Annotated in this window: 14 protein-coding genes; 4 read left to right on the forward strand and 10 right to left on the reverse strand. The window is 70.0% G+C overall.

Annotated features, from left to right (window positions below):
* Position 1: 1 nt before the first annotated feature.
* From ABTY59_RS11275 to ABTY59_RS11295, 5 genes are all read right to left on the reverse strand, one after another.
* A complete protein-coding gene (locus ABTY59_RS11275; RefSeq protein ID WP_352018651.1) occupies positions 2 to 556 on the reverse strand; it encodes an FkbM family methyltransferase in 555 nt (184 codons plus the stop codon).
* Positions 508 to 1,983, reverse strand: coding sequence for a hypothetical protein (locus ABTY59_RS11280; RefSeq protein ID WP_352018652.1), 1,476 nt, complete (start codon positions 1,981 to 1,983; stop codon positions 508 to 510). The genes ABTY59_RS11275 and ABTY59_RS11280 overlap by 49 nt, the downstream gene beginning before the upstream one ends.
* Before the next feature lie 131 nt (positions 1,984 to 2,114).
* Entirely contained in the window at positions 2,115 to 3,269 is a 1,155-nt protein-coding gene (locus ABTY59_RS11285; RefSeq protein WP_352018653.1) for a glycosyltransferase family protein, read from the reverse strand.
* Positions 3,270 to 3,288: 19 nt separating this feature from the next.
* Positions 3,289 to 4,605, reverse strand: a complete 1,317-nt coding sequence (locus tag ABTY59_RS11290) for a N,N-dimethylformamidase beta subunit family domain-containing protein (protein ID WP_352018654.1) — start codon at positions 4,603 to 4,605, stop codon at positions 3,289 to 3,291.
* Positions 4,602 to 5,279 (reverse strand): class I SAM-dependent methyltransferase, encoded by a 678-nt coding sequence (locus ABTY59_RS11295; protein WP_352018655.1) that lies wholly within the window; start codon positions 5,277 to 5,279, stop codon positions 4,602 to 4,604. The genes ABTY59_RS11290 and ABTY59_RS11295 overlap by 4 nt, the downstream gene beginning before the upstream one ends.
* 270 nt (positions 5,280 to 5,549) lie before the next feature.
* Between ABTY59_RS11295 and ABTY59_RS11300 the strand changes: the two genes are divergently transcribed.
* The 4 genes from ABTY59_RS11300 to ABTY59_RS11315 are packed head-to-tail and all read left to right on the forward strand — an operon-like array spanning position 5,550 to position 11,703.
* Entirely contained in the window at positions 5,550 to 9,080 is a 3,531-nt protein-coding gene (locus ABTY59_RS11300) for an NB-ARC domain-containing protein (protein ID WP_352018656.1), read from the forward strand.
* A 26-nt stretch (positions 9,081 to 9,106) separates the two neighbouring features.
* The gene (locus ABTY59_RS11305) at positions 9,107 to 10,306 is read left to right on the forward strand and encodes a damage-control phosphatase ARMT1 family protein (protein WP_189804598.1); all 1,200 of its coding nucleotides are present in this window, start codon (positions 9,107 to 9,109) and stop codon (positions 10,304 to 10,306) included.
* A 9-nt stretch (positions 10,307 to 10,315) separates the two neighbouring features.
* Positions 10,316 to 10,720, forward strand: coding sequence for an NUDIX domain-containing protein (locus ABTY59_RS11310; protein WP_229842904.1), 405 nt, complete (start codon positions 10,316 to 10,318; stop codon positions 10,718 to 10,720).
* A gap of 14 nt (positions 10,721 to 10,734) precedes the next feature.
* Positions 10,735 to 11,703, forward strand: a complete 969-nt coding sequence (locus tag ABTY59_RS11315) for an FAD-dependent oxidoreductase (RefSeq protein ID WP_352018871.1) — start codon at positions 10,735 to 10,737, stop codon at positions 11,701 to 11,703.
* A gap of 406 nt (positions 11,704 to 12,109) precedes the next feature.
* Here ABTY59_RS11315 and ABTY59_RS11320 read toward each other — a convergent pair whose 3' ends face one another.
* The 5 genes from ABTY59_RS11320 to ABTY59_RS11340 all read right to left on the reverse strand — a co-directional run bounded on the left by ABTY59_RS11320 (position 12,110) and on the right by ABTY59_RS11340 (position 21,610).
* Positions 12,110 to 13,972: a DNA/RNA helicase domain-containing protein gene (locus tag ABTY59_RS11320; RefSeq protein WP_352018657.1), complete on the reverse strand. Its 1,863-nt coding sequence runs from the start codon at positions 13,970 to 13,972 to the stop codon at positions 12,110 to 12,112.
* Between the two features lie 305 nt (positions 13,973 to 14,277).
* Positions 14,278 to 15,402, reverse strand: coding sequence for a hypothetical protein (locus ABTY59_RS11325; protein ID WP_352018658.1), 1,125 nt, complete (start codon positions 15,400 to 15,402; stop codon positions 14,278 to 14,280).
* A 35-nt stretch (positions 15,403 to 15,437) separates the two neighbouring features.
* On the reverse strand, positions 15,438 to 15,761 hold the full coding sequence (locus ABTY59_RS11330; protein ID WP_352018659.1) for an SWIM zinc finger family protein: 324 nt from the start codon (positions 15,759 to 15,761) through the stop codon (positions 15,438 to 15,440).
* Between the two features lie 396 nt (positions 15,762 to 16,157).
* A complete protein-coding gene (locus tag ABTY59_RS11335; protein WP_352018660.1) occupies positions 16,158 to 19,064 on the reverse strand; it encodes an FG-GAP-like repeat-containing protein in 2,907 nt (968 codons plus the stop codon).
* Positions 19,064 to 21,610, reverse strand: coding sequence for a S8 family serine peptidase (locus ABTY59_RS11340; RefSeq protein WP_352018661.1), 2,547 nt, complete (start codon positions 21,608 to 21,610; stop codon positions 19,064 to 19,066). The genes ABTY59_RS11335 and ABTY59_RS11340 overlap by 1 nt, the downstream gene beginning before the upstream one ends.
* Positions 21,611 to 21,778 lie beyond the last annotated feature (168 nt).

Consider the following 21,778-nt stretch of genomic DNA (forward strand, 5'->3'; position numbering starts at 1 on the left):
GTCAGTCCCAGTGGCGGACGTCGACGCGTGCGGACACGGCGGCGACGACCTGGTCGTGCTCGGCCTGGTTCATGGCGGGGAAGCGGTCGTGGTGCCACTCGACGTAGAGGACGGAGACGAGGTCGATCGTCCCGTCGGCGAGCAGCTTCCTGAGTACGGGGTACTCGGCACCCTCGATGTCCATCTTCACGACGACGTGGTCGGCCGGCGTGACCGTCCGGCGGAGCCAGGCGCTGAAGTCCACCGCGGGTACGGCGACGGGCGAGCCGTAGTCGATCTGCTGGTCGTACATGGGCGGGACCCGCTTGCCGGGCATCACGGTGGAGCTCTCGTGGTGGCCGAGGAAGAGGCCGATCGTCCCGTCCTCGGTCCACACCGCTCTGGGGGAGACCTCGACCAGGCCGGCGTGCCGGGCCCGCTCCACGTTCGCGCGGATGGACGGGAGCAGGGCCGCGTTGGGCTCGAAGGCGTAGAAGTCGTGGTCCGGGAGCTCGTGCATGAAGCGCTTCAGCACGATTCCGAGGTTGGCGCCGCAGTCGACGAAGATCTTGCGCATGAGGTGCTGTCCTCCTGGTCGGTCATCGGAGTGCGGAGGTTGATCTCCCGTACGACACGATCGGCGAGCAGTACGAAGTCGCCGGTCTCGGGGAGGAAGCAGCGCTCCTCGTAGCGGATGGTGATGCGGCGGACGGGCTCCTCGCCCTGGTAGGCGGGCAGATCGCCCCACCGATAGAGCTGGCCCCCGGGAGCCTTGAGTCGGCGGAGCCATCGGGGCAGGGGGCTCTTCCGGGTGCCGGCGTTGAGGCGGGTGAACATGGCGGACAGGAAGGCGACGTGCTCGGCCGACCGTTCTTCGTCCCTGTGGTTCCGGCCGTAGCTCTGCTTGAGCGCGTCCAGCCGGTCGGGGTCCCCACCCGCCTGGACGAGGAGGTCCCGGAGCCACCGGTTCCAGACGATGCCGAGGTGGCCGTGGATAACGGGCTCGTCCGTCAGGAAGTAGCCCTCTACGCGGCCGAACTCGCGCTCGTACGGGCACATGTAGTCGTTGTAGAGACCCCGCGTCGCGCCGGAGACGGTCTCCACCTGCCAGTGGACCCGGGCGGTGAACGGCGAGTCCCACCACCCCAGGTGCCAGGGCTGCCACAGCAGGTCGGCGGTGCTGAGCAGGATCACGGTGAGCGCGACCAGCGCGGCGGGCCACCCGAAGGCCGTGTCGTACCCCCAGCCGGGAAGCACCCCGAGGGCCGTCGCGAGGGCGATGTTGGCGGCGATGTTCTCCCAGAAGAGGATGCCGGAGGCGAGGGCGACGACGAGGTTGAAGAGCGCCGTCGCCACCAGGATCGCGATCAGCAGCCGACGGTCGAGGAAGGCGACTAGCCCGGCGGCCTCCACGACCATCGTGAGGATGTTGATGGGGCGGTCCACGACTCTCGCCCGGCACAGAAGCTGAGACACCTTCCCGGACGGGAGGAAGCGCGCCCAGCCCCAGGAGTACGCCGAGGCCATGAGGTAGTGCGTGCGGTTGTGCCAGGCCCAGGACCAGGGGCGCGGCCCCAGACGTGCCTTGCTCCAGGCCGGCTTGACGTAGTGGGACAGCGAGACACAGCCGAGCACCAGCACCAGACCCGCCGTGGAGTCGGACGGGGGCGGGGCGAGGACCGCGGTCACGAGGAACCAGGCGAGGTACGCCTTCAACAGTCTCACCGGCATCATCGCGTGGTGCTGCCAGCCACGCAGCCTGCCGCAGAAGACGGTGATCCACGCGAGCAGGGCGGGAGCCCAGAGGCAGGACGCGGCGGCGAGGAACAAGAGGAGCAGCTTGTTCCGGCGCTGGGGACCGATGGGCAGCGTGACGTCGTAGTCGCTCGTGGCGCCGCGCCAGGTGAGGAGGGCGATCACTGAGACGACGAACCAGCGCAGCTGTTCGGGGAGGGGCGGCGGGCGGAGGGCCAAGGAGGCGACGACCGCGACGGCCGCCCCCATCGCCAGTGGCGTGGGGTGCCGGGCGAGAGCCTGTACCGCAGGGGAGACCCCGAATCGGTAGCAGGCCACCACGGCCGCTACGACCGCCGCAGTCGCCGCGTAGGAAGGAACCGGGGGAGTCGGCATCTCGGCTACCCCGCGATCGACGCAGGCATCGGCCGGTCGACGGCAGGCAGGCTCTCCAGGTACGAGGCGATCCGTTCCCGGGGATCGGCTGCGAGGTGCAGGTCGCGGTGGCGTACTACGTTGTCGCGGAGCACCGGCCCCCTCGCGAGGAAGTCGAGGACGGCTCGCCGTTCGACGCGAGGGGCCGCAGTGCCCAGCCCGGCCTCGTGGACGACCTTGGCGCACCAGTGCTGGTCGTAGGTCGGCAACGGGATCAGATGGACCGGTTTGCCGAGGACGAGGGCCTCGCTGATCAGGTTGAAGCCCGCGTTGGAGAAGACGGCCTCGGAACGGGCCATGTCCGCGATGAACGCCTCGCGGTCGAAGGCGCGTATCTCGATCCGGGTGTCGGCGTACCCACGCAGGGACCTCAGCTCCGTCGGCTGTGCGTAGATCCGCAGCGTGCGGTCCGGCACGGACTGGCGGAAGACCGAGGCCAGTTGGCGGACGGACTCCTCCGGGCCGTGGTCGAAGTAGCGGGAGAAGTAGGCCGTGGCGAGGGGCTCGGTGGTGACCGGCGCTGACCTGACGAGGTCGGGAACGACCGGGGCGATGAACTCCAGTCCGCGGTCCTCGGCGTCCAGCGGGACGTAGGAGCAGATGAAGGACCGGTCCACGCGCGGCGCGAAGTACCGCAGTCGCTGTTCGTCGGCCGTTCGGGCGTACCGGCCGACGGTGGGGAGGTCGAGGTGCCGGTACTTGCTCTGCTGGTCGATGGAGACGAGCGGTCGACCGAAGTGGTAGGCGAGACGTGGCGTGTTGGGCTCGTAGTCGGTGACGAACACGTCCGGGACGCCGCTGTTCCTGACGGCCCTGCGCAGCCGGAGGTGACGGAGGAGACCTCCGGGCGCCTGCCGGATGTTCGCGCGTACGGCGTCGCGGGTGTGGATCCGGTCGTCGCGCGCGAGCAGCGTCGGCATCCAGGCGTCCCAGGCGGGGAAGCCGAGGTCCCGGAAATACTCGACCCTGCCCTGGCCGTTGGTGACGATCCGGACCCGATGTCCGCGGTCGCGGAGGTACTGGGCGACCACGCTCTGTCGGACGGTGTGTCCCATACCGATGCCGTTGACACCGATGACGACGTCGAGCGGTCGTACGTTGCTGGTTCCGTTTCCGGGCACGACGATCCCATCCCTTCGGTCAGGAGAGCCGGGTGATGACGTTGCGGGTGACTGCGGCGACCTGGGGGTCGGTCGCCAGGAGGCGCGCCCAGTCGGTGGTGGCGGCCGTGAAGACCGTGCCGCCGGCGGTGAAGACGCCGAGCGTGGCGGCCCGGGGGCCGGGCATCGGCTCCCGGGCGGCGAAGTTCCAGTCCGGGGGGAGCTCGGCGATGCCCAGGATCTCGAAGTCCTTCGGCGTCCCGTCCTGGCCGGTGGGGCGCGGTCGGCCGACGGCGTCGTACTCGAACGCCGCGCCGTCGCACTCGTAGCCGATCAGTGCCCCTCCGCGTCCCAGACAGTCTCCGGTCCTGAGCTCCGTGCCGGCGAAGGCCCAGTGGCCGGCGTCGGTGACGACGAAGCCCTGGGAAGCGCGGGTGCCTTCCCAGTGGCCCCCGCCGTTGCGGTAGCTCACGCCCAGGAGGGTGTTCTCCGGCTCCGACTCCCACCAGTGGTCCGGGCACCCGTACGAGCTGTCCGGATCGGTGCCGGCGGGCGCTCCGGGCGGGAACTTGTCGCAGGACAGCCTCGTCCCGTCCGGGGTGACGCCGACGCGCCACCAGCAGGTGTTGGCCCCGAAGTTGGCGATGTGGCCGCCGGCGTCCCGGAAGGCGGTCACGTGGCGTCGGAGGTCGGTGCTCCAGTACTCGTCGTGACCGGCGGCGACCAGGAGGCGGTATCCGTCGCGCAGGAACAGTCCCTCGTGGAGGTCCAGGTCGGTGCAGTAGTCGGCCTCGATCCGGTTCCGCTCCATCCAGGCGATGAAGGGGGCGTCCCAGTGGGCGAACGTCTGCCGGGGCGATGACGGGTCGTACGCGTCCGGCAGGCCCTTCACGGGCCCGCCGACACCACCCCCGGGACGGCGCGTCGTGACCTGGGCGGCGCTGTAGAGGCTGCCGCCGCCCGCCGTGTTGTACGCCTGGTAGGTGAAGGTCGGGATCTTGTACAGGATCCTGCGGCCGGAGGGCGCGGAGGGGGTGACGACCAGGAGGATGCGTGCCTCGCGGGCGTCCAACGGCGGTATGCCGGAACCGCGCTCCGTGCTCAGCACCGCGACGTAGACACCGGACCGCCACTCCGGGGGCACGAGGAACTCGTATGCGGGCCACTGCCAGTCCGTGTCGAAACGTCCAGGAGACGCGGCACGGCCGGGCCACTCGACGTGCCCCGCGTGCTGCGGTTCGGCTCCCCAGCGGTAGAAGTCGACGTGGAAGCGGGGCGCGGTGACGGAGATGTGCAGGCGCACCACCTCGCCGGCCCGGACGCTGGGCCGGGCCGCGTAGCCGTTGACGGGGGTCACGAGCCCTCCTTGGCGCGGGCCACGCCGGCGAGGTGGAACGGGTCGATCGCCTCGACGCGGGCGTCCCAACTCAGACCGCTCAGCTGGGAGGTGAGCTCGGTGGAGTCTCGGAGCACCTTCACGGCCATGTGACGGGAGCCGTCGGAGAGGGTGCGATGGACCGTCGGCACGGGCGCCGCTTCCACCCGGTCCTCGATCTCCGCCTTCGCCGGCGAGTCGTCGAGGAACACCACGCGACCGCCGGGCACCAGTGCCCACCTGAGCAGGTTCCAGAACGCTTCCATCTCCACCGGCGGCACGTGGCTGAGCCAGAACGCGAAGAACACCGTGTCGTACTGGCGGTCCGGCTCCCAGCCGAAGACGTTGGCTTCGATGAAGCGGGTCTCGGTTCCTCGCATACGGTCGCGGGCCCGGCTGAGCATCTCCGGCGCCGCGTCGAGCGCGGTCAGGCTGCGGGCCCGGTCCGAGAGCAGCCGGGTCCACTGGCCCGTGCCGCAGGCGATCTCCAGGACGTCACCGCCGATCGGCAGCGAGTCCAGGGCCTTCGCGAGCCGCGGCATGTCCATGCGGGTGCCGTACGTGGCGTCGTACTCATCGGCTCGCGCCCTGTAGTAGGCGATCTGCCCTCCGGACCAGTCGCCCGGATCACCCTGTCGTTCTTCCGTTCCGGTCACGCTGTGACCACCCCTCTCGACTGCCCACGGAGCCGTGGTGCTCCGTGCCGAGAAGACTGCCGAGCGGCGCTGGTCAGCGGGCTGTCGTGGTGTCGCACCCGCGGTGCAGCGCCGCCGCTGTCCGGGGCGACGGGTGTGCCTCGGTCGGACCTGGCCGGAATGGCCCGGGTGCTGCATCCGTGCTGAACTCCCGTCGCAGCGAAGGCCCTACGCCGCTGGTCAGGCCGCCCTACCCTGTTACCGTCGTCGGTGTCGGTCGAAGGAGCTCAGGTGGCCACGGTGCAGCGCTGGACCGGACGGGAGGCGCGTGCTCTGCGGCTCGCGACGCGGCGGAGCGTGCGTGGCTTCGCGTCCTACCTCGGCGTCAGCGACCGGACGGTGTCCAACTGGGAGGCCCGGGGCGAGGAGATCGTCGTCGCACCGGACTCCCAGGCGTTACTCGACACGGCGTTGGAACGGAGCGACGGGGAGGTGCGGCAGCGCTTCTGGGACTCCGTCGGTGCTCCGACGCCCGAGGTCGCGCCGGCGCCGGACGAATACCGCCCCATACCCGTTCCGGAGCCCGGCTTGGTGCACAGGTCCGAAGATCTCGAAGGACTCGTCTCCGTACTCCGTGAGGCGGCGCAGGACGACACCGTCGCCACGGTCGCTCTGTGCGGCCCCGGCGGGTTCGGAAAGACGACGCTGGCCACGCAGGTGTGCCACGACCCGCGTGTACGGGACTCCTTCTCGGAGATCCTCTGGGTGGAGACCGGCGAGGGATGCACGGCCGCCAGGGTCGTCGAGCTGATCTCCGACCTGTGCGTCCACCTCGACGGCAACCGTCCATCGCTTGCCGATCCGGAACAAGCCGGCTTCCACCTCGCCCGCCTGCTCCAGGGACGACGTGCGCTCCTCGTCGTCGACAACGTCTGGTCCGCCACTGACCTCGGCCCCTTCCTGCTCGGCGGCGAGGACTGTGTACGGCTCGTGACCACGCGGAACGTGCGCGTCTGCCCCAGCTCCGCCCGAGTCGTGCGCCTGGGGCCCATGGCCCCGGGGGAGATCCGCGAGCTGCTCGTCCGCAACGTCGGTGCCCTCGGCGATGCCGAGGCCGCGCGCCTCGCAGGCGTGTGCGGGGGCTGGCCGCTCCTCGCGTCGATCGTCGGCGCGAACGTCTCTCAGGAGGTCGGTTTCGGCGCCCCGGCCGATCGCGCCGTCACGGAGACGAACGCGGCGATCCGCGCGTACGGCCCGCAGGCTTTCGACGTCTGGGACTCCGACCAGCGCAAGAACGCCATCGGGCAGGCGCTCGAATCCAGCCTCCGCAGTCTCGCGGAGAGCGTCTCGATCGCCGGCCGCACAGACCTGCGAGACCGGTACCTGTCCCTGGCGGTGTTTCCTCCATCGGTGCCGATCCCCATGTCGGTCCTCACCCACTGGTGGGGCACCGCGAACGGGTGGGCCCCTCACGTGGTGCGCCAGTTCTGCCGGGTGCTGTCCGACCGGTCCCTGATCGGCGCCTACCTCGCCGACCGGAACGCCATCGTGCTGCACGACGTGTTCCGGTCCTATCTGCGCCATCTGATCGGCGACCAGTGGGCGACCCTTCACCGGTCCCTGATCGAGGCGTACCGGCAGAGCACGGACGGTGCCTGGGAAACGCTCGCTGATAGCGAGGGATACCTGTGGCGTCACCTCCCCTACCACCTGCGTGAGGCGAGCCTCGACGCCGAGCTCGTCAGCCTGCTGGCCTCGCCGACGTACGTCATGCGCAAGGTCGCGCTGGTCGGGCACCAGTCGTTGACCGCGGACGCCGCCGTGCTCGACGCCATGCCCGAGCGCCACGATGCCGGCCACCCGCAGCACCAGGTGTGGGCCACCGCCCGGGCCCTGACCGGTGCCGGGTATCTGCTGAACGGGCTGGAGAGCCCGGCCGACATCGCCTCGACCCTCTCGATCGTGCTGCGGCGGGCATCCACACCCGAGGCCCCCCGAACCTTGGAAGGCGCTGCGGGGGAGGGAACGGTGCTCGCCCCGCGGTGGCTGTTGCCGCCCCCTGAGGTGAGCTCCGAGGCGGTGACGGAGCGCGGCCACATCGGTGCGGTCGTAAGCGTTTCCGCCGTCCGCGACCTCGTGGCATCAGGCGGCGAGGACGGGGTGGTCAGGCTGTGGAACCTGAACACGGGCAGGCTCCTCCGAGCCCACGAAGCCCATACCGGATGGGTGTTCGCAACTGCGCTCTCTGGGGACGGGATGGTTCTCGCCTCAGCGGGGGACGACGGAGCGATCCGCCTGTGGCGCACGGACACCGGCGAACCCGTCGGGGTGCTGCCCGGGCACAACCGCCGCATCCGCAGCCTCGCCTTCTCCTCAGCCGACCCGGTCCTCGTCTCCGGTGCCGAGGACGGAGCCGTATGCGCGTGGGACCTGGAGCGGCTGGTGCTCCTGCGTACGATGCGGGCCGCCGGCACCCCCGTCTGGTCCGTGGCGATCGGCGGGGACTCCGACTCGCTCGTGGCCGTGGCCGGAGAGGACGAGTTCGTCCGGCTCTTCGACCTGCGCACCGGCCGCCTCCTCGACGAACGTGCGGAACACCAGGATTGGGTCCGTTCCGTGTCCTTCGCCCCCGGCTCCTCCCTCTTGGCCTCGGGGTCTGGTGACCGTTCCGCAGCTTTGTGGGACACGGCCGACGGAAAACTCGCGCTCGTCCGCCGGATCACCAGCCTCAAGGCGCGCGTGCGCGCCGTCGCCTTGTCCCCGCATGACGACGTCCTCGTCGCCGCGACCGAGGAGCCGAGGATCCAGGCGTTCTCGGCGGAGACGCCCGTAGGTGAAACGCAGCTCCCGCGGGGCGTCGACTGGGTGCGCTCACTCGCCAGAACGGGTGACGGCACCGTGGTCGCCGGGTGCGAGGACGGCGCTGTCCGTGTCTGGGCCGTGGGAAAGGGCAGGCTCAGGACCCTGGTCGGTGGCTCGAACACCGTGTGGTCCACGCAGTTCGCGGCCGGCGGACGTACCGCTGTGGTCGGTGACGGGGACGGCGGCGTCGCCGTCGTCGACACAGCGACGGCGGCGGTCGGCCGGCGGCTGCCCGCCGCCCATGGACGCGTCTGGTCCCTGGCCTGCGGCGAGGAGCACGTCGCCGCGGCTTGCGGCGACGGGGCGGTCAGGGTCTGGTCACTGCCTGACCCGGCCTGGTCGCTCACCCTGAACCAGGACACTCCGCGAACGTGGGCTGTGGCGATGGCCCGTTCGACGCCTCGTATCGCTGCGAGCACGGGTGACGGACACATCCGGTGCTGGGATCTCCCCACGGGGACGCTGTTGTGGACTCAGGACGTGCACGCCGGTCGGCTGCGGTCGCTCTCGTTCGACGACAGCGGAGACGTCCTGGTTGCCTGCGGTGGTGACGGCTCGGTGCGCGTGTGGCACGCGCCTACAGGGGATTTCAGGAGCCGGTTCAGCAGCCCCAGCGGGTGGGCCCGTGCCGTCACCGTGGACGGTCCGGGCGACCGCGTGGCGGTCGGGTCGGGAACCGGAGACATCGCGGTACGACATCTGGGGACGGACCGGTTTACCTCCCACCTCTCCGGTCACACGGGCCGCATCCTCATGCTGGGCTTCATGCGCGACGAGGACCGCCTCGTGTCAGCTGCGGCGGACGGGACGGTGCGCGTGTGGTCGCTCGACGAGCAGCGGCAGATCGCCGAGGTCCGAGTGGACGCCTCACTGCACTGCGCGGCCTTCGAGCCGGCGACGGGTGAGGTGCTGGTCGGGAGCGCGGCTGGCGTCGTGGCCCTGGGGATCATGGACACGTGAGCGACATGCGAAGGGCTTTGGACACGATGACAGAGAAGACCTCCCACGACTCGGGCGATGCGGCTGGAGCGCCGGTCATCCTGAGCAACGAGCCCGGCTCGTTCTCCTGGGGCGTGCTGGCCAAGCGCCACCCTGCCCTCATCCAGCAGGTACGAGACGCCTTCCCGTATGGCCGCCGGCAGCACGAGGCCCTCGACGCCCTGCTGGACGGGATCACCAATGGCGTCATCGAGCCGCTCGCCCCTGGAGAGCACGACCGTGAGCGCTGGGCGGACTGGGGGCAGGAGCACTTCGGGCGCTCCTGGTACGACGCCCCGTTCCTGTGGGCGGAGAGCTACTTCTACCGCAGGCTCCTCGGCGCGGTCGGCTACTTCGGCACCGGGCCGTGGCAGGGAGTCGATCCGTTCGCGCCGTTCAAGCGGGCCGAGCTGCGCGGTGAGGCCGTGGAGGAGGAACTACGGGCCCTGGACGCGCTCGCGAGCGTTCCGGCGGACGAGCGGGCTGCTGCCCTGCTCCACGCGTCGCTCTGGGGCAACCGGGCGGACCTCGGCTTCCGCGTCTCGGCGGGGGAGCCGGCGGCCGGTGACGCCGCTGCCTCCGCGCTGGTGGCCGACGACAGCGCCCTGCTTTGGCAGCTGCTGCCCGTCGGGGGTTCCTCGACCGTTGCTGTTGTGGCGGACAACGCAGGACGAGAGCTGATTCCGGACCTGATCCTCATCGATCACCTCCTCAAACAGCGGCATGCCGAACAGGTCGTGCTGCACCTCAAGCCATACCCCTACTACGTCTCCGACGCGATGACGGCCGACGTCGTCGACTGCCTCCGCCGCCTCACCGAGGCACCCGGCGAAGCCAGTGCGATCGGAGGCCGGCTGTGGAAGGCGATGGCGGCAGGGGGCCTGGAGGTCCGCACCCACCCGTTCTTCTGCGCTCCGCTGCCGTACGAGGACATGCCCGAGGACCTCCGCGGCGAGTTCGAGAGCGCCACGCTCACCATCTTGAAGGGCGACCTCAACTACCGGCGCCTGGTGGGCGACCGGCTGTGGGACGCCAAGGCGTCCTTCGCCGATCTCACCGCGTACTTCCCGGGGGCCGTCGCAGCGCTCCGGACCCTGAAGTCCGACGTCATCGTCGGTTTGGAGCAGGAAGTGCTGGACGGGCTCGAACGGTCTGGGGCTGCCTGGCGTACGAGTGGAACGCACGCGCTGATCCAGGTGCGACGGTAGGGGATCTCTGTGACCACCGAGGCCCAGAGAGCAGTTGCCGCTGCCGTCGTCGTGCGGGGCGAGCGAGTCCTGCTCGTGCGGCGACGTGTGGCGGAAGGGACGCTCTCATGGCAGTTCCCGGCAGGGAAGATCGAACCCGAGGAGACTCCCGGGGAAGCCGCAGCACGTGAGACCGAGGAAGAGACCGGACTCCTGGTGGTGCCCCAGAGTGTGCTGGGACAACGGGTGCACCCCATGACAGGCCGGGAGATCCACTACATTGCATGCCGCCCCGTCGGCGGCCAGGCGGTCGTGGCGAGTGCTGATGAGGTGGCCGGCCTGGCCTGGGCCACGCACGGCGAGCTCCCGCAGTACGTGCCGTACGGGTTGTTCGGGCCGGTGCAGAACTACCTCGATGAGGCTCTGCTCTCGTGAGCTCCGTCGCGTCCTTGAAGCGCGAGGTGCGCGTTGTCGTTGTCGGGGCTGGAGTGGCAGGGCTCACCACCGCTGTCGTCCTGGCCGAGGTCGGAGCCTTGGTGTACGTGATCGCCGAGCAGGTGCCAGGCGTCACCTCGCTGGCGGCCGGGGCGGTGTGGGGGCCGTACCTGGTCGAGCCGAAGGACAAGGTCGATCAGTGGGGGCAGCGGTCCCTGGAGATCTTCCGCAAGCTGGCGGAGGACCCGTCCACGGGTGTCCGGCTCACCAGCGGCATCGAGGCGTCTCGTACGGCCGAGGCACCACCGGAGTGGGCCACCACCCTGCCCGGCTTCCGGCCGTGCGAGCCGGCCGAACTGCCAGCCGGGTTTTCGGCCGGCTACCGGTTCACGGTGCCGCTGATCGACATGCCCACCTACCTCGCCTACCTCCTGCGCCGGCTCGACGCCGCTGGAGGAACGGTCGAGCGGCGGCGCCTGGTCTCGCTTGCGGACGCTGGCCCCGCTGCCTTGATCGTCAACTGCACGGGCCTGGGAGCCCAGGAACTGGTCCCGGACCATGACCTACGGCCCATCCGCGGCCAGCACGTCGTCGTCACCAACCCGGGGCTGACCGAGTTCTTCTCCGAGGACACCGGCCTCTCACAAGACCTGCTGTGCTTCTACCCCCACGGCGACACCGTCGTCCTGGGCGGCACCGCTCTCGACGGCGAAGGCAGCCTTGCCCCCGACGAGAAGGCGGCAGTCGGAATCCTCGCTCGCTGTGTCGAGGTCGAACCCCGTCTCGCCAAGGCCCGTGTCCTGGAGCACCGGCTCGGCGCCCGGCCGACCCGGGCCATGGTGCGCGTGGAGGCGGAGTGGGCGGAGGACGGCACTGTGGTGGTGCACAACTACGGGCACGGAGGCGCCGGCGTCACGCTCTCGTGGGGCTGCGCCGAAGAGGCTGCGAGCTTCCTGGCCGCCGACAGGGCAGACAGGCCCTGAAGGACCAGATGGAGATGCCTTCCCGCACGTCCGCCTCACTCGCATTACGGGCGACACCCACCAGCTGATCGGTGCCCTGGGCGGGTGCCTCCGACACGAACGGCAGCCGCGGATGATCCCGGCTGCCGTTCGTGTTGTGCGAGGTTCCCAGGCCAGCCTGCTGTCGGGTCGACCGGTGCTACGGGTTCAGGTGCCTGGGGCTGGTGTTACTGCTCGTCGGGGACGAACCCGTTCATCACGTAGGCGAGGCGCTCGATGTCGGCCACGCTCACGTCGTGTGTTGCCACACGACGGGCACAACCATCCTTCATTCACAGCCTGTTCGGCCTCGTACATCAACCACAGCCTCGTACCCTCCGGGAAGGTGCGCAGCGAGATCATGCTATCCGTCGACCGCGCCCGTGGCTCAGGGAATCAGTGAGCGGAGTTTCATGCGGGTCTCCCGGTCCGTCGAGTAGACGACTGTTCCGATCATGCCGCGGGTCAGGAGCACCTTGTACGTGTTGCGGATCAGGCGGTCGATGTCCTCGTCAGGCGTCGCCTTCGTGAAGGAGGGGTCCTTCGAGGCGGTGCGGTCGACCACCCAGCGGTCTGTCCGCCAGACCAGGTCCGGGCCCATGATCACGCCCGACCAGTCGTACTCGAAGCCCTGGGCGGTGTAGACACAGCCGACCTGGCCGAAGCCCGCGGGATCAGTGGCCCAGAGTGGAGCCGGTGGTGCGCCCAATAGTGATCGGTCCCCGTACAGGTTCCACGGCTTTGACCAGTCGTCGATGACCACGTCCGTGGGTAGCCTCGTCATCGCCGGAGTGATCTTAGTGGTCCACTTCCAGCAGTAGCCGGCGGAAAGCCGGGCGCCGTACCCCTGGGCACGCTTCTCGCTGAGGAAGTCCTCCAATTCCTGTGGGCTGTCCACCGTCAGCAACTGCACCTTGCCGTCCGGCTCCCACTCGATCGGTCCCTCGCCCTCCAGGCCCAGGAGACTGGTCACCCAAAGCAAGTAGGCGTCGCTGCCTCCGCAACGGAACTGGCTGTCCAGCTCTACCAGCGTGAAATCCACTTCCTGGTCGGCCGCGGCCTGCCTGATCTGTTCGACGGTACCCATCTCGCCGGGACGCACCACCTGGTGCTGGTCGAGGAGGAACACCGGCACCCGGGCCGCGCCGATCAGTTCTGCCACCTGCGGACGTCCGGTACGCAGGGCGGCCTTGGTGTAGCGGTTGGCGGAGGTCTTGCGGAGCCGGTGGGCCTCGTCGCAGACGAGCACGTCGATGTCGTTGGGCTCGGCCTCCATGAAGCTGTTGAAGTAGCGGAACAGGCGCTGGACCTCGGGCTTGCGGGCCCCCGCTACCTTGCGCATGGTCTTCGTGAACGACTGCGAACCGGTGGCGTGGAGGGCAGGCACGCCGCGCCGGTACAGGTCGCCGAGCACGGACAGGGCGATCACGCTCTTGCCGGATCCGGGCCCGCCCGTCACGACAATCACCTGCTTGCGGTTGGAGCGGCGGGCCTTGCGGACCGCCGCCATCACCGTCTCGTAGGCGAGCCGCTGCTCGTCCAGCAGTACGAACTGCTCCCGGTCGCGGACCTCGTCGGCGGCCACGGCCATCAGCTGCCTGGACGGCCGGACCCTGGCCTGCAAGAGGTCGTCGGCGGCGGCAGCGCCAGGCTTTGCGGCCAGCCTCGAACGCAGGTAGTCGAGGAACGCGCCACGCTGATCGCCGGTGAACATGCGACCGCGGCGGTCCTCCTCGACCTCACGCAGCCCGGCGACCCCGAACTCGGTCGCGTTGTGCAGGAAGGCCACTCCAGTGACGGAGTCGGGATTCTGTTCGAGAGCCGCGTTGAATGAGACAAGGTAGTCGCAGTAACCGCGAACCTGCTCGATGGGGTTCAGTACGGGCTCGCGGTAGGAGGGCACACTGCACCGCAGTGGATCTTCATCCACCGGGTGGGCCTCGCTCCACTGCTTGAGTTCCACGATGACGTACGACGGCTCGCCGGACACCGGATGGACGCCGGCCAGTATCACGTCCGCGCGCTTGCTCGTCAGCGGCAGCCCGTACTCCAGCAGCATCTCGACCTCACCGAGACCTGCTTCGATCAGAGCGTGGGTGAGCGCGGGGATGCTCCGCTCCCAGGAGCGAACCTCCGCAGCGTGCGGCTTGTGGCCGTGCCTGTGCAGGAAGTTCTCGCTCAGGAGTTCCGCTAGCCGGCCTTCGAGGCGGGTGCGGTTGGCCAAGGACGCCGCGGACTCACGGAACAGCAAGAAATCGCCCCCAGGCAGCACGGAGTAGCTCGTGCGGGTGGGGGCATGTCCTTCGGTTCCACGTGAGGTGGAGCGGAAGCCCGGCGGGCCGCTGAGATCGTTCTTGCCATCTTAGGACAGTGCGTGATCAGGCAGCCAGGCCGAAAATCACGATCTGGACCGAGGGCTCAGGGTTGCTTACGGCATTCCGGAAGGGGGGCGCACTGGATCAGGTACTTCTGTGGCGGCTCGGCAGATGGCTGAAACAGCGCCCTTTCCCGGTGCGTGAAGACGCTCACTCCGGAGCCCGGAGAGGTAGGTCGAGGTTAGCGCCGAAGGGCCTCGGCGGGGCGGTGTTCGCGGCTGCGGTCGGCGAGGGCGAGCCATTGTCCGCCGTCGGCGTAGCCTTCGGTGGCCGCATCCCAGGCCGCGTCGTGGTCGCCGTCATCCAGCAAGGCGTCGATCAGGGCAGAGCCTGGGCGTCCGAGGCTCTTGCGGGGCCGGGTATCTGCGCGGAGCGCGTCCAGTGCCCGGGTTCGCTCGGTCTCGTCCCAGCAGCTGGCTGCGCGGGCTGCCGTACGCAGGTGCTGGTAGGCGGCCAGGGATCGGTGGTAGAGCAGCACCTCACGGCGGATCCGCACCACATCGGTCAGGCGTCCGGCCCGGATGTAGCGTTCGCATGCGAAGTCCACGAGGCGGGTCTCCGGGCCGTGGTCCGGGTCGGCCTCACGCAGGCGGCGCTCCGCCCACTCCAGGGCTTCGGCCGGGCGGCCCGCCCGTTCCAGCTCCTGGGCGATCAGCAGCTGAGTGGCGCCCGACGGGGCCAGGTCCGCTGCGTGGAGGGCGATCAGCGCGTCCACACTGCGCTCCATGCGCAGGAGTTGTTCCATGAGGTCTTTCGCGGCCCAGTCCTTGGGGTTCTCGCGCAGGACCCCCGCGGCCCGATCGTGTGCTCGTGCCAAGCCCGCAGCGTTCAGGACGTCCGCGTTATCGGACAAGCGGATGTCCGTGGCGTGCCTCAGGTCACTCAGGTGGTGATCCACCAGCCAGTCGGCGGTCTGCTCCGGATCGGGGTGGGACACCAGACAGGCCTCCAGATGGGCTGCGGCCAGTCCGTTAGCCACGTCGCCGATGGTGCCGTCCGAGTCGTCGATCTCGCCGTACGCCCGGGCGAGGGCTTCGATTGCGTCCCGTGCCACTTCCACGGCCTCCGTCGCCCTCCCGGTCTCCGTCAGCGTGCGCAGAGCGGATACCGCCTCCGCGGCCTGGAGTCCGTAGGCGCGGGCGTCCGCGTACTCGACGTAGCCGTACCGAGCGAAGGGCCGTGTGTCGAGCAGAGCCAGGATGCGCTCCCGTAGAGCCATGGGATCGCCGCTGGCGGCGGACGCTCGGAGCTCCAGCCGATGGCGCAGGTCGCGGTCGGCCGAGATGTGCTCCTTCACCAGGGCCATGAGTTCGACCCGGCTGCGGGTCTCCAGCCAGGTGCTCAGCTGCCGGCCGCGGGATGCGGCGGCAGCACGGTGCTTCGGTACCGACTCCGATTGCTGCAGGATGGCCAGGCCCACTGCCACGCAGTGCTTGCAGAAGTTACTTCCTGCCCGTAGGGGCAGTCGCAGCATCCGGTGAGGCCGTCCTCGTGCTCCGTCAGCTCGACCTCGTAGACGTCGGTGCCGTCGACTGTTGCGGTGATCGTCCTCTCTCCGATCTCCAGGGCGGACACGCAGGACAGGTATCCGATGCCGCGCTCGAACGACCGGGCCCCAGCCAGTCGGCGCAGATCGTCCCTTCCGAATCCCAGGGTGTTGCTCATGGCTCCCATTCAACGGGATCGGGGACCTTGCGCAGACAGGTCGAGAAGAGCATCAGTCGCCTGGCGAACGGAGACCGTCGGCCCTCCGTTCGGCAGCAGACTCAGTTGACGGCGAGCGCTGTGACCGACATAGAGAAATGGTGGTGAGTTCGTGACGCTCGGGGCCCCAAGGAGGCCGCGTGGGATCTGGTAAACAGCCTCTGTCCAGCTCCCTTATTGGAGAGGCACCCTTGCGACGTGTAAACGATGACCCACCACGTGGAGTGCGTCGCGATCCTGGAGCCGGTGAAGAAGGACGCGTGAGCTGCGGGCTCCGGTGCTTCGGGGGTGCGCGGGGTCGGTGCGTATGCTGAGGACCCCCTGGGCGAGGCCCAGGGGGTTTCGGTGGCGTGGGGGTCAGGACAGGGTGTAGGTCGTCACCTGGTGGATGGCGTTGTTCAGGGACAGGACGCCGCCGCCCAGCAGTTCGGCCGCGCGGTTGACGCCGAAGTCGTCGTAGTTGAGGGAGACGGCATCGTCCACGCCGTCGCCGTCGAGGTCGGCGGTGAGGTAGCTGCGCGCGCCCATCAGGGTGGCTCCGCCCCGGCTGGACTGGAAGGCCCCGTCGTAGGTCAGCTGCGACGGGTCGTACGCGGCCAGGCCGGCTTCGGTGCCGCCGATCACCAGCTTGCGGCCGCCGGGGCCGGTGGCGAAGCCGGCGGTGCGCAGGCTGGCGATCACCGAGGCGCGCGTGTCGTCGCCGTCGGCCGGGTAGCCGTAGATCGAGCCGAAACTGACCGAGTAGAGCGCGTCGTTCCTGCCGTCGACGAAGAAGTTGCCGTGCGACCAGGGGCTGCCGGTCGCCGTCTGGTGCAGCAACGCACCGGTGCGGCCGTCGCGGATCTCGACGACGACCCGCGGGGACGCCGTGCTCAGGTCACCGGCGACCGTCGGGTCGGCCATCACGATCCAGGTGTTGACGACCGCGTGTCCGTCCGCGTACGGGATGTTCGGCGAGGCGAAGGTGCCGTGGTCGAGGACGGCGCCGTGCAGCTTGCCGTCCACCGCCCTGGCCGGGGCCTCGGGGGCGGCGTTCCACTTCACCGTGCCGGTGGCGCCGTCGAGGGCCACGCCGCCGACGACCGCCTCGCCGTCCCAGAACGCGTTCTCGGTGGTGTACTGGGCGTACACCCGGCCGTCCCCGACGCTGGTGTCGGAGAAGACGACGTCGGCCCGGTCGGTGGGAGCGGAGTAGGTCCACAGCAGTGTGCCGCGGGCGTTGTAGGCGCGCAGCGCGTCGGTCGGGACGAGGATCTCGGCCTTCCCGTCGCCGTTGACGTCGGCGACGGTGACCGAGCGGACGAACTTCCCGGCGCCGTCGATGGTCGTCAGCACGTTGCCGGTGGTGCCGTCGAGGACGACCGTGGCGGAGTCCGCGGCGACGACGACCTCGGGCCTTCCGTCGCCGTTGACGTCACCGGTCGCGACGGCGCGCACGGTGCCGGGCACGGTGGCCCGCCACAGCTGCTTCGGCTCGCCGCCCTTGACGAGCGACGGGCCGGACCAGGCCCAGACGCCGCGTGAGCTGCCGCCCGCGATGACGTCCGGCTTCCGGTCGCCGTCCAGGTCGGCGGTCGCCCCGTAGTTCATGTCGCCCTGGAGCGGGGTGAGGTTCTTCTCCTTGCCGTTGCCGAGCTGGTACGCGTGGATGTTCTGGGACTGGTCGACGACGCGCACGTAGTCGTTGCCGCCCGAGCGGAACACCTGGTGGACCAGCGGCGAGGCGTCCAGGCCCTCGTGGCGCCAGACGGCCTTGCCCTTGGAGTTGAACGCCGTCAACGAGCCGTAGGCCAGGCCGCCGGTGTTCTTGGCGTTCTGCATGTCCCGGTCGTCCTGCGCCGAGGCGACCAGCTTGCCGCCGACGACGTCCAGATCCCAGGTGCTGGCGCCGTCCCGGGCGTTGTCGGCACCGCGCTTGGTCGTGTGGGACCACTCGACGGACGACCCGTCCGCGCCCTTGAGGACGCGGATCGTACTGGCGTTGATGGAGTACGAGGACGTGAGCGTCGACTCGCTGACCGCGTACTCGGCACCGGCCGCGCCGGTGACGTCGCCGACGGTCATGGCGGTGGGCAGCGCGTTGATCCGCGTGTCGAGGGTGGTGCGCTCGCCGCTCGCCAGGTCGTAGGAGACGACCTCGTACTTCACCGCGTCGTTGACGTCCGCCTGCTCCAGGGCGACCACGCGGTCCCGTCCGGCGTCCAGGTGGAGTCGGCGGCCGTAGAGTTCGCTGCCCGTCCTCCAGGCCACCGCGCCGTCGGCGGTGTCGAGGACGAGGGTGGTGCCGTGTGCGGCGACGGCGGTGGTCCTGCGCAGGTTCCAGGAGACGGCGACCTTGCCGTCGCCGACGGCCTCGATGCCGCCCCAGGTGGCGGGACGCGCTTCCCCGGTGTCGTACGTCCACGTCGCCGACGGGGTCAGGGCGCCGTCGGCGTAGGCGAAACGCAGCCCGCTGAGGGTGGCCGTGGCCGTCGTCGGGGCACCGCCGTCGTTCAGGCGCGGCGCGTCGGCGACGAGCAGGGTGCCGTCGACGATCTTGACCATCGAGGCGTACGCGTACAGCTTCGACCACAGGGTCTTGCCGGTCCTGCCGTCGAGGACCGTCACGAACGTGCCGGTGTACAGCGAGGAGCCCGGTGAGGTGAAGGCCCGGTAGGGCACGCTGCCGACGGACGCGGTGAAGACGAGGTCCGGTGTGCCGTCGCCGGTCAGGTCACCGGTGTCGTAGCCCTGGTCCGAGGTGGGCGAGAACGGGCTGATGGCGTTGTAGCCCATCAGGATCCGCGCCGGGTAGGGCTCGGTCTGCCACGGCCGGATGTTCTTGACCTTCCAGTCCGCGTACAGCGAGGCGTTGGTGCGCGCCCACGTGGTGGAGCCGTCGGCCTCGTGCAGCTGGATGTTGCCGAGGCTGTGCACGGTGAAGTACTGGCCGTCGGCCGCCGGCACGGTGGCGCCGACGCCGCGTACGCCTTCCAGTGTGGACTTCGCGTTGAAGGTGACCGGGGTGCCGGGGTCGACGGCGGAGGCCTCGCCGGAGCTCTCCCGCGTGGCGGTGTCCTCGCCGGTGGAGTCCTCGGTCAGCCGGTCGCCGTACACGTCGACACCCATGTGGTCGCCGAGCCGCTCCGCCTCGGCGGTCGACAGCGTCATGACCGAGGCGTCGTCGGCCGCCAGCGCGTGCGGCGCGCTGGTCAGCGCGAGTCCCGTGGCGACCAGGGCGGAGGCGAGGCGCAGGGCCTGCCTGGAGGTGTGGGTGGTTCTCATCACTTGGCTCCCTGCGTGATGCGGATCGCCGAACCGTCGGTCAGGACGGCCTGGTCGAAGGAGTAGGGGAGGGCGTCGCTGCCGGTCTGGTTCTCGATGCCGACGGTGGCGCCGGAGCCCTTCCCGGGCACGGACTTGTACTGGAAGGTCATGTCGCCGGTGGCCTCGTCGAAGACCGCCTCGAAGGTGACTCGGCTGTTGTCGGACACCAGTGCGGCGTTGTTCCAGACGATCGCGAACCGGCGCTTGCCGGCCTTGCCGGTGGTGGCCGTCTGCACGCTCGACCTGTTGTCGAGGGTCAAGTCGTCCCAGAACGGGGCGGCGATGCCGTCGGGCTCGTCGGCGGCGGGCAGCGCGGTGTTCTCGTAGTCGCCCAGGCGCGGGGCCATGAAGTTGATCAGGCCGTTGGTGGTGACGGAGGCGCTGTTGTAGTCGACGCCGTACAGGCTGACCCAGAAGGGCAGCGAGATCGTCGTGGCGTCCTCGTCACCGCTCAGGGCGACCTTGTCGACGCCCTTGACCCAGGAGTACGCGGTCGGGGCGCAGCCGTTGCCGAACGTGTCGGTGCGCTCGGGGAGCCGGACCGTGGTGACCTCGTCGCCGTCGACCGTCAGCGGCGCGGCGGCGATGCCGTTGCACAGCACCGGGGCGGTGGGCGTCACGTCCAGGGTGTAGCTGCCCTCGGCGACCTTCGGCAGCGTGAACGTGCCGTCGGCGCGGGAGGTGACCGCGGCGACCGGGGTGCCGGTGACCGCGACGGTGGCCCTGGCGAGCGGCTTGCCGGTGACGTCCAGGACCGTGCCGGTCACGGCGTGCTGCGGGACAGCGGTCAGGGCGACGTCCTGCGTCAGCGTCTGGCCGTCGACCAGGCCGACGCCGGTCAGTTCGGAGTCGCGGTAGCCGTAACCGGAGAACGCGAAGGTGTAGGTGCCCGGGAGCAGCGCCAACCGGTAGCCGCCGTCCGAGCCGGTGGTCACGGTCCGGGTGTCGGAGCCGTTGGTCACCTTGACGGTGATGTCGGTGAGCGCCTCACCGGTCGACCCGGCGGTGACCTTGCCGGTCACGTTGGCGGCCTCCTGCGGAGCCCTCTGCACCGAGGCCAGGATGTCGAGCCTGCCCTCGCCCCAGACGTTGTTCGCTTCGACGGTGCCGCCGCAGTGGGTGTCGTCGACGTTCCGGGCACCTTGGTCGAGCAGCGCGCGGGTCTTGGCGATGTCACCGATCAGCGAGGGGGAGGCCGCCCACAGCAGCGCCACGGCGCCCGCGACGTGCGGCGTCGCCATCGACGTACCGTTGATGGTGTTGTACGACGAACCAGGCCACGCGGAACGGACGTTGACGCCGGGGGCCGAGATGTTCGGCTTCATGGAGCCGTCGACGGGGGACGGACCGAAGCCGGAGAACGAGGCGATCCTGCCGGTGGAGTCGTAGGCACCGACACCGTACGCGGGGGCCTGTGCGCCCGGAGCCTCGGTGGTGGAGCACGTCGTGCCGTTGCCGGCGTTGCCCGCGGCGAACGCCTCGAAGATGCCGGCCGAGTTCCAGGCCTCGACGATGTCCTGGTAGAAGGTCGTCCTTCCGCCGCCCCAGGAGTTGTTGACGATGTTCGGGGCGAGTTCCGGACGCGGGTTCCGGCCGGTGTGGTCGGTCGGCGCGAGGATCCACTGGCCGGCGGCGAGCAGGGCGCCGTCGGAGCAGGACCGCGACTCGCAGCCCTTGGCCGCTATCCACGTGGCGCCGGGGGCGACGCCGATGCCGTTCGCGCCGGCCATCGTGCCCATCGTGTGGGTGCCGTGGCCGTTGTTGTCGCAGGGGACGCCCTCGGTGCCGCACTGGCCGGTCGGGTCGTACCAGTTGTAGTCGTGCGTGAAGGAGCCGTCGCCGTTGTTGCCGCGGTAGTTCGCCACCAGGTCCGGGTGGTCGTACTGCACCCCCGAGTCGACGTTGGCGATGACGATGCCCTCGCCACGGTCCTCGTACTGCGACCAGACCTTGTCGGCCTGGATGTCGCTGATGCCCCACTCTGCGGCGGCGTCGGCGTCGTCCGCCGTGGCCGCCTCGACCTTGCCTCCCGAGGCCTCGACGTCGTCCAGCTCGTAGTGCTGCTCCTTGACGATCCTCGCGACGTCGGAGCGCTTCGCGAGCTTCGCGACGAGGGCCGCGTCACCCTTGATCTCGACGGCGTTGGCGATCCAGAAGTCCTTGTGCCCCACCTTCTCCTTGTCGAGGAAGGAGGTCAGCGACTTCTGACTGTTCGCGGCGTGCGCGCGGAGCTCCGTGAACGCGGCTTTCGCCTTGGCGGCGTGGCCACGCCTGCCCTTGGGCGCCGAGAGGTCGGCCCGGTCCTTCAGGACGACGAAGAACGTCGCCTCGCCGCCGTCGGCCACGGCCGAGGAGAGGGCCGGGTCGACCGTGGCGGACGGTCCGGCCGAGCCGGACGGGAGGGGAGACGCGGCCGCGGCGAGCGGCGCGGTGAGCAGGGCGGCCGCGGTGACCGCGACCGCCGTCCACGCGGCGGATCTGCGCCGTGGGTGGGACAGGTGCATCGGGGGTGCTCCTCCGGGACATTGACGGGGGAGCTCGGACGCTAGAGAGACGCCGTTACTCGGGCATTACAGCGCTCGGCTGCCCAGGTGCTCCGGCCTCCGCGGGACGGGTGCCGAGGGCGCGGTGGGCCGGGCAGGGACGTCAGCCATCTCTTTCCCCGCGTCCGC

Source organism: Streptomyces sp. NPDC096079 (genome assembly GCF_040303145.1).
GTDB lineage: Bacteria > Actinomycetota > Actinomycetes > Streptomycetales > Streptomycetaceae > Streptomyces.

What these genes read in the sequence shown, in the direction of transcription:
- ABTY59_RS11280 (WP_352018652.1), bottom strand. Translation starts at nt 1,983, where the DNA reads ATGGGGGCGGCCGTCGCGGTCGTCGCCTCCTTGGCCCTCCGCCCGCCG.
- ABTY59_RS11330 (WP_352018659.1), bottom strand. Translation starts at nt 15,761, where the DNA reads ATGAGCAACACCCTGGGATTCGGAAGGGACGATCTGCGCCGACTGGCT.
- ABTY59_RS11305 (WP_189804598.1), top strand. Translation starts at nt 9,107, where the DNA reads ATGACAGAGAAGACCTCCCACGACTCGGGCGATGCGGCTGGAGCGCCG.
- ABTY59_RS11275 (WP_352018651.1), bottom strand. Translation starts at nt 556, where the DNA reads ATGCGCAAGATCTTCGTCGACTGCGGCGCCAACCTCGGAATCGTGCTG.
- ABTY59_RS11325 (WP_352018658.1), bottom strand. Translation starts at nt 15,402, where the DNA reads ATGGCCCTGGTGAAGGAGCACATCTCGGCCGACCGCGACCTGCGCCAT.
- ABTY59_RS11335 (WP_352018660.1), bottom strand. Translation starts at nt 19,064, where the DNA reads ATGAGAACCACCCACACCTCCAGGCAGGCCCTGCGCCTCGCCTCCGCC.
- ABTY59_RS11340 (WP_352018661.1), bottom strand. Translation starts at nt 21,610, where the DNA reads ATGCACCTGTCCCACCCACGGCGCAGATCCGCCGCGTGGACGGCGGTC.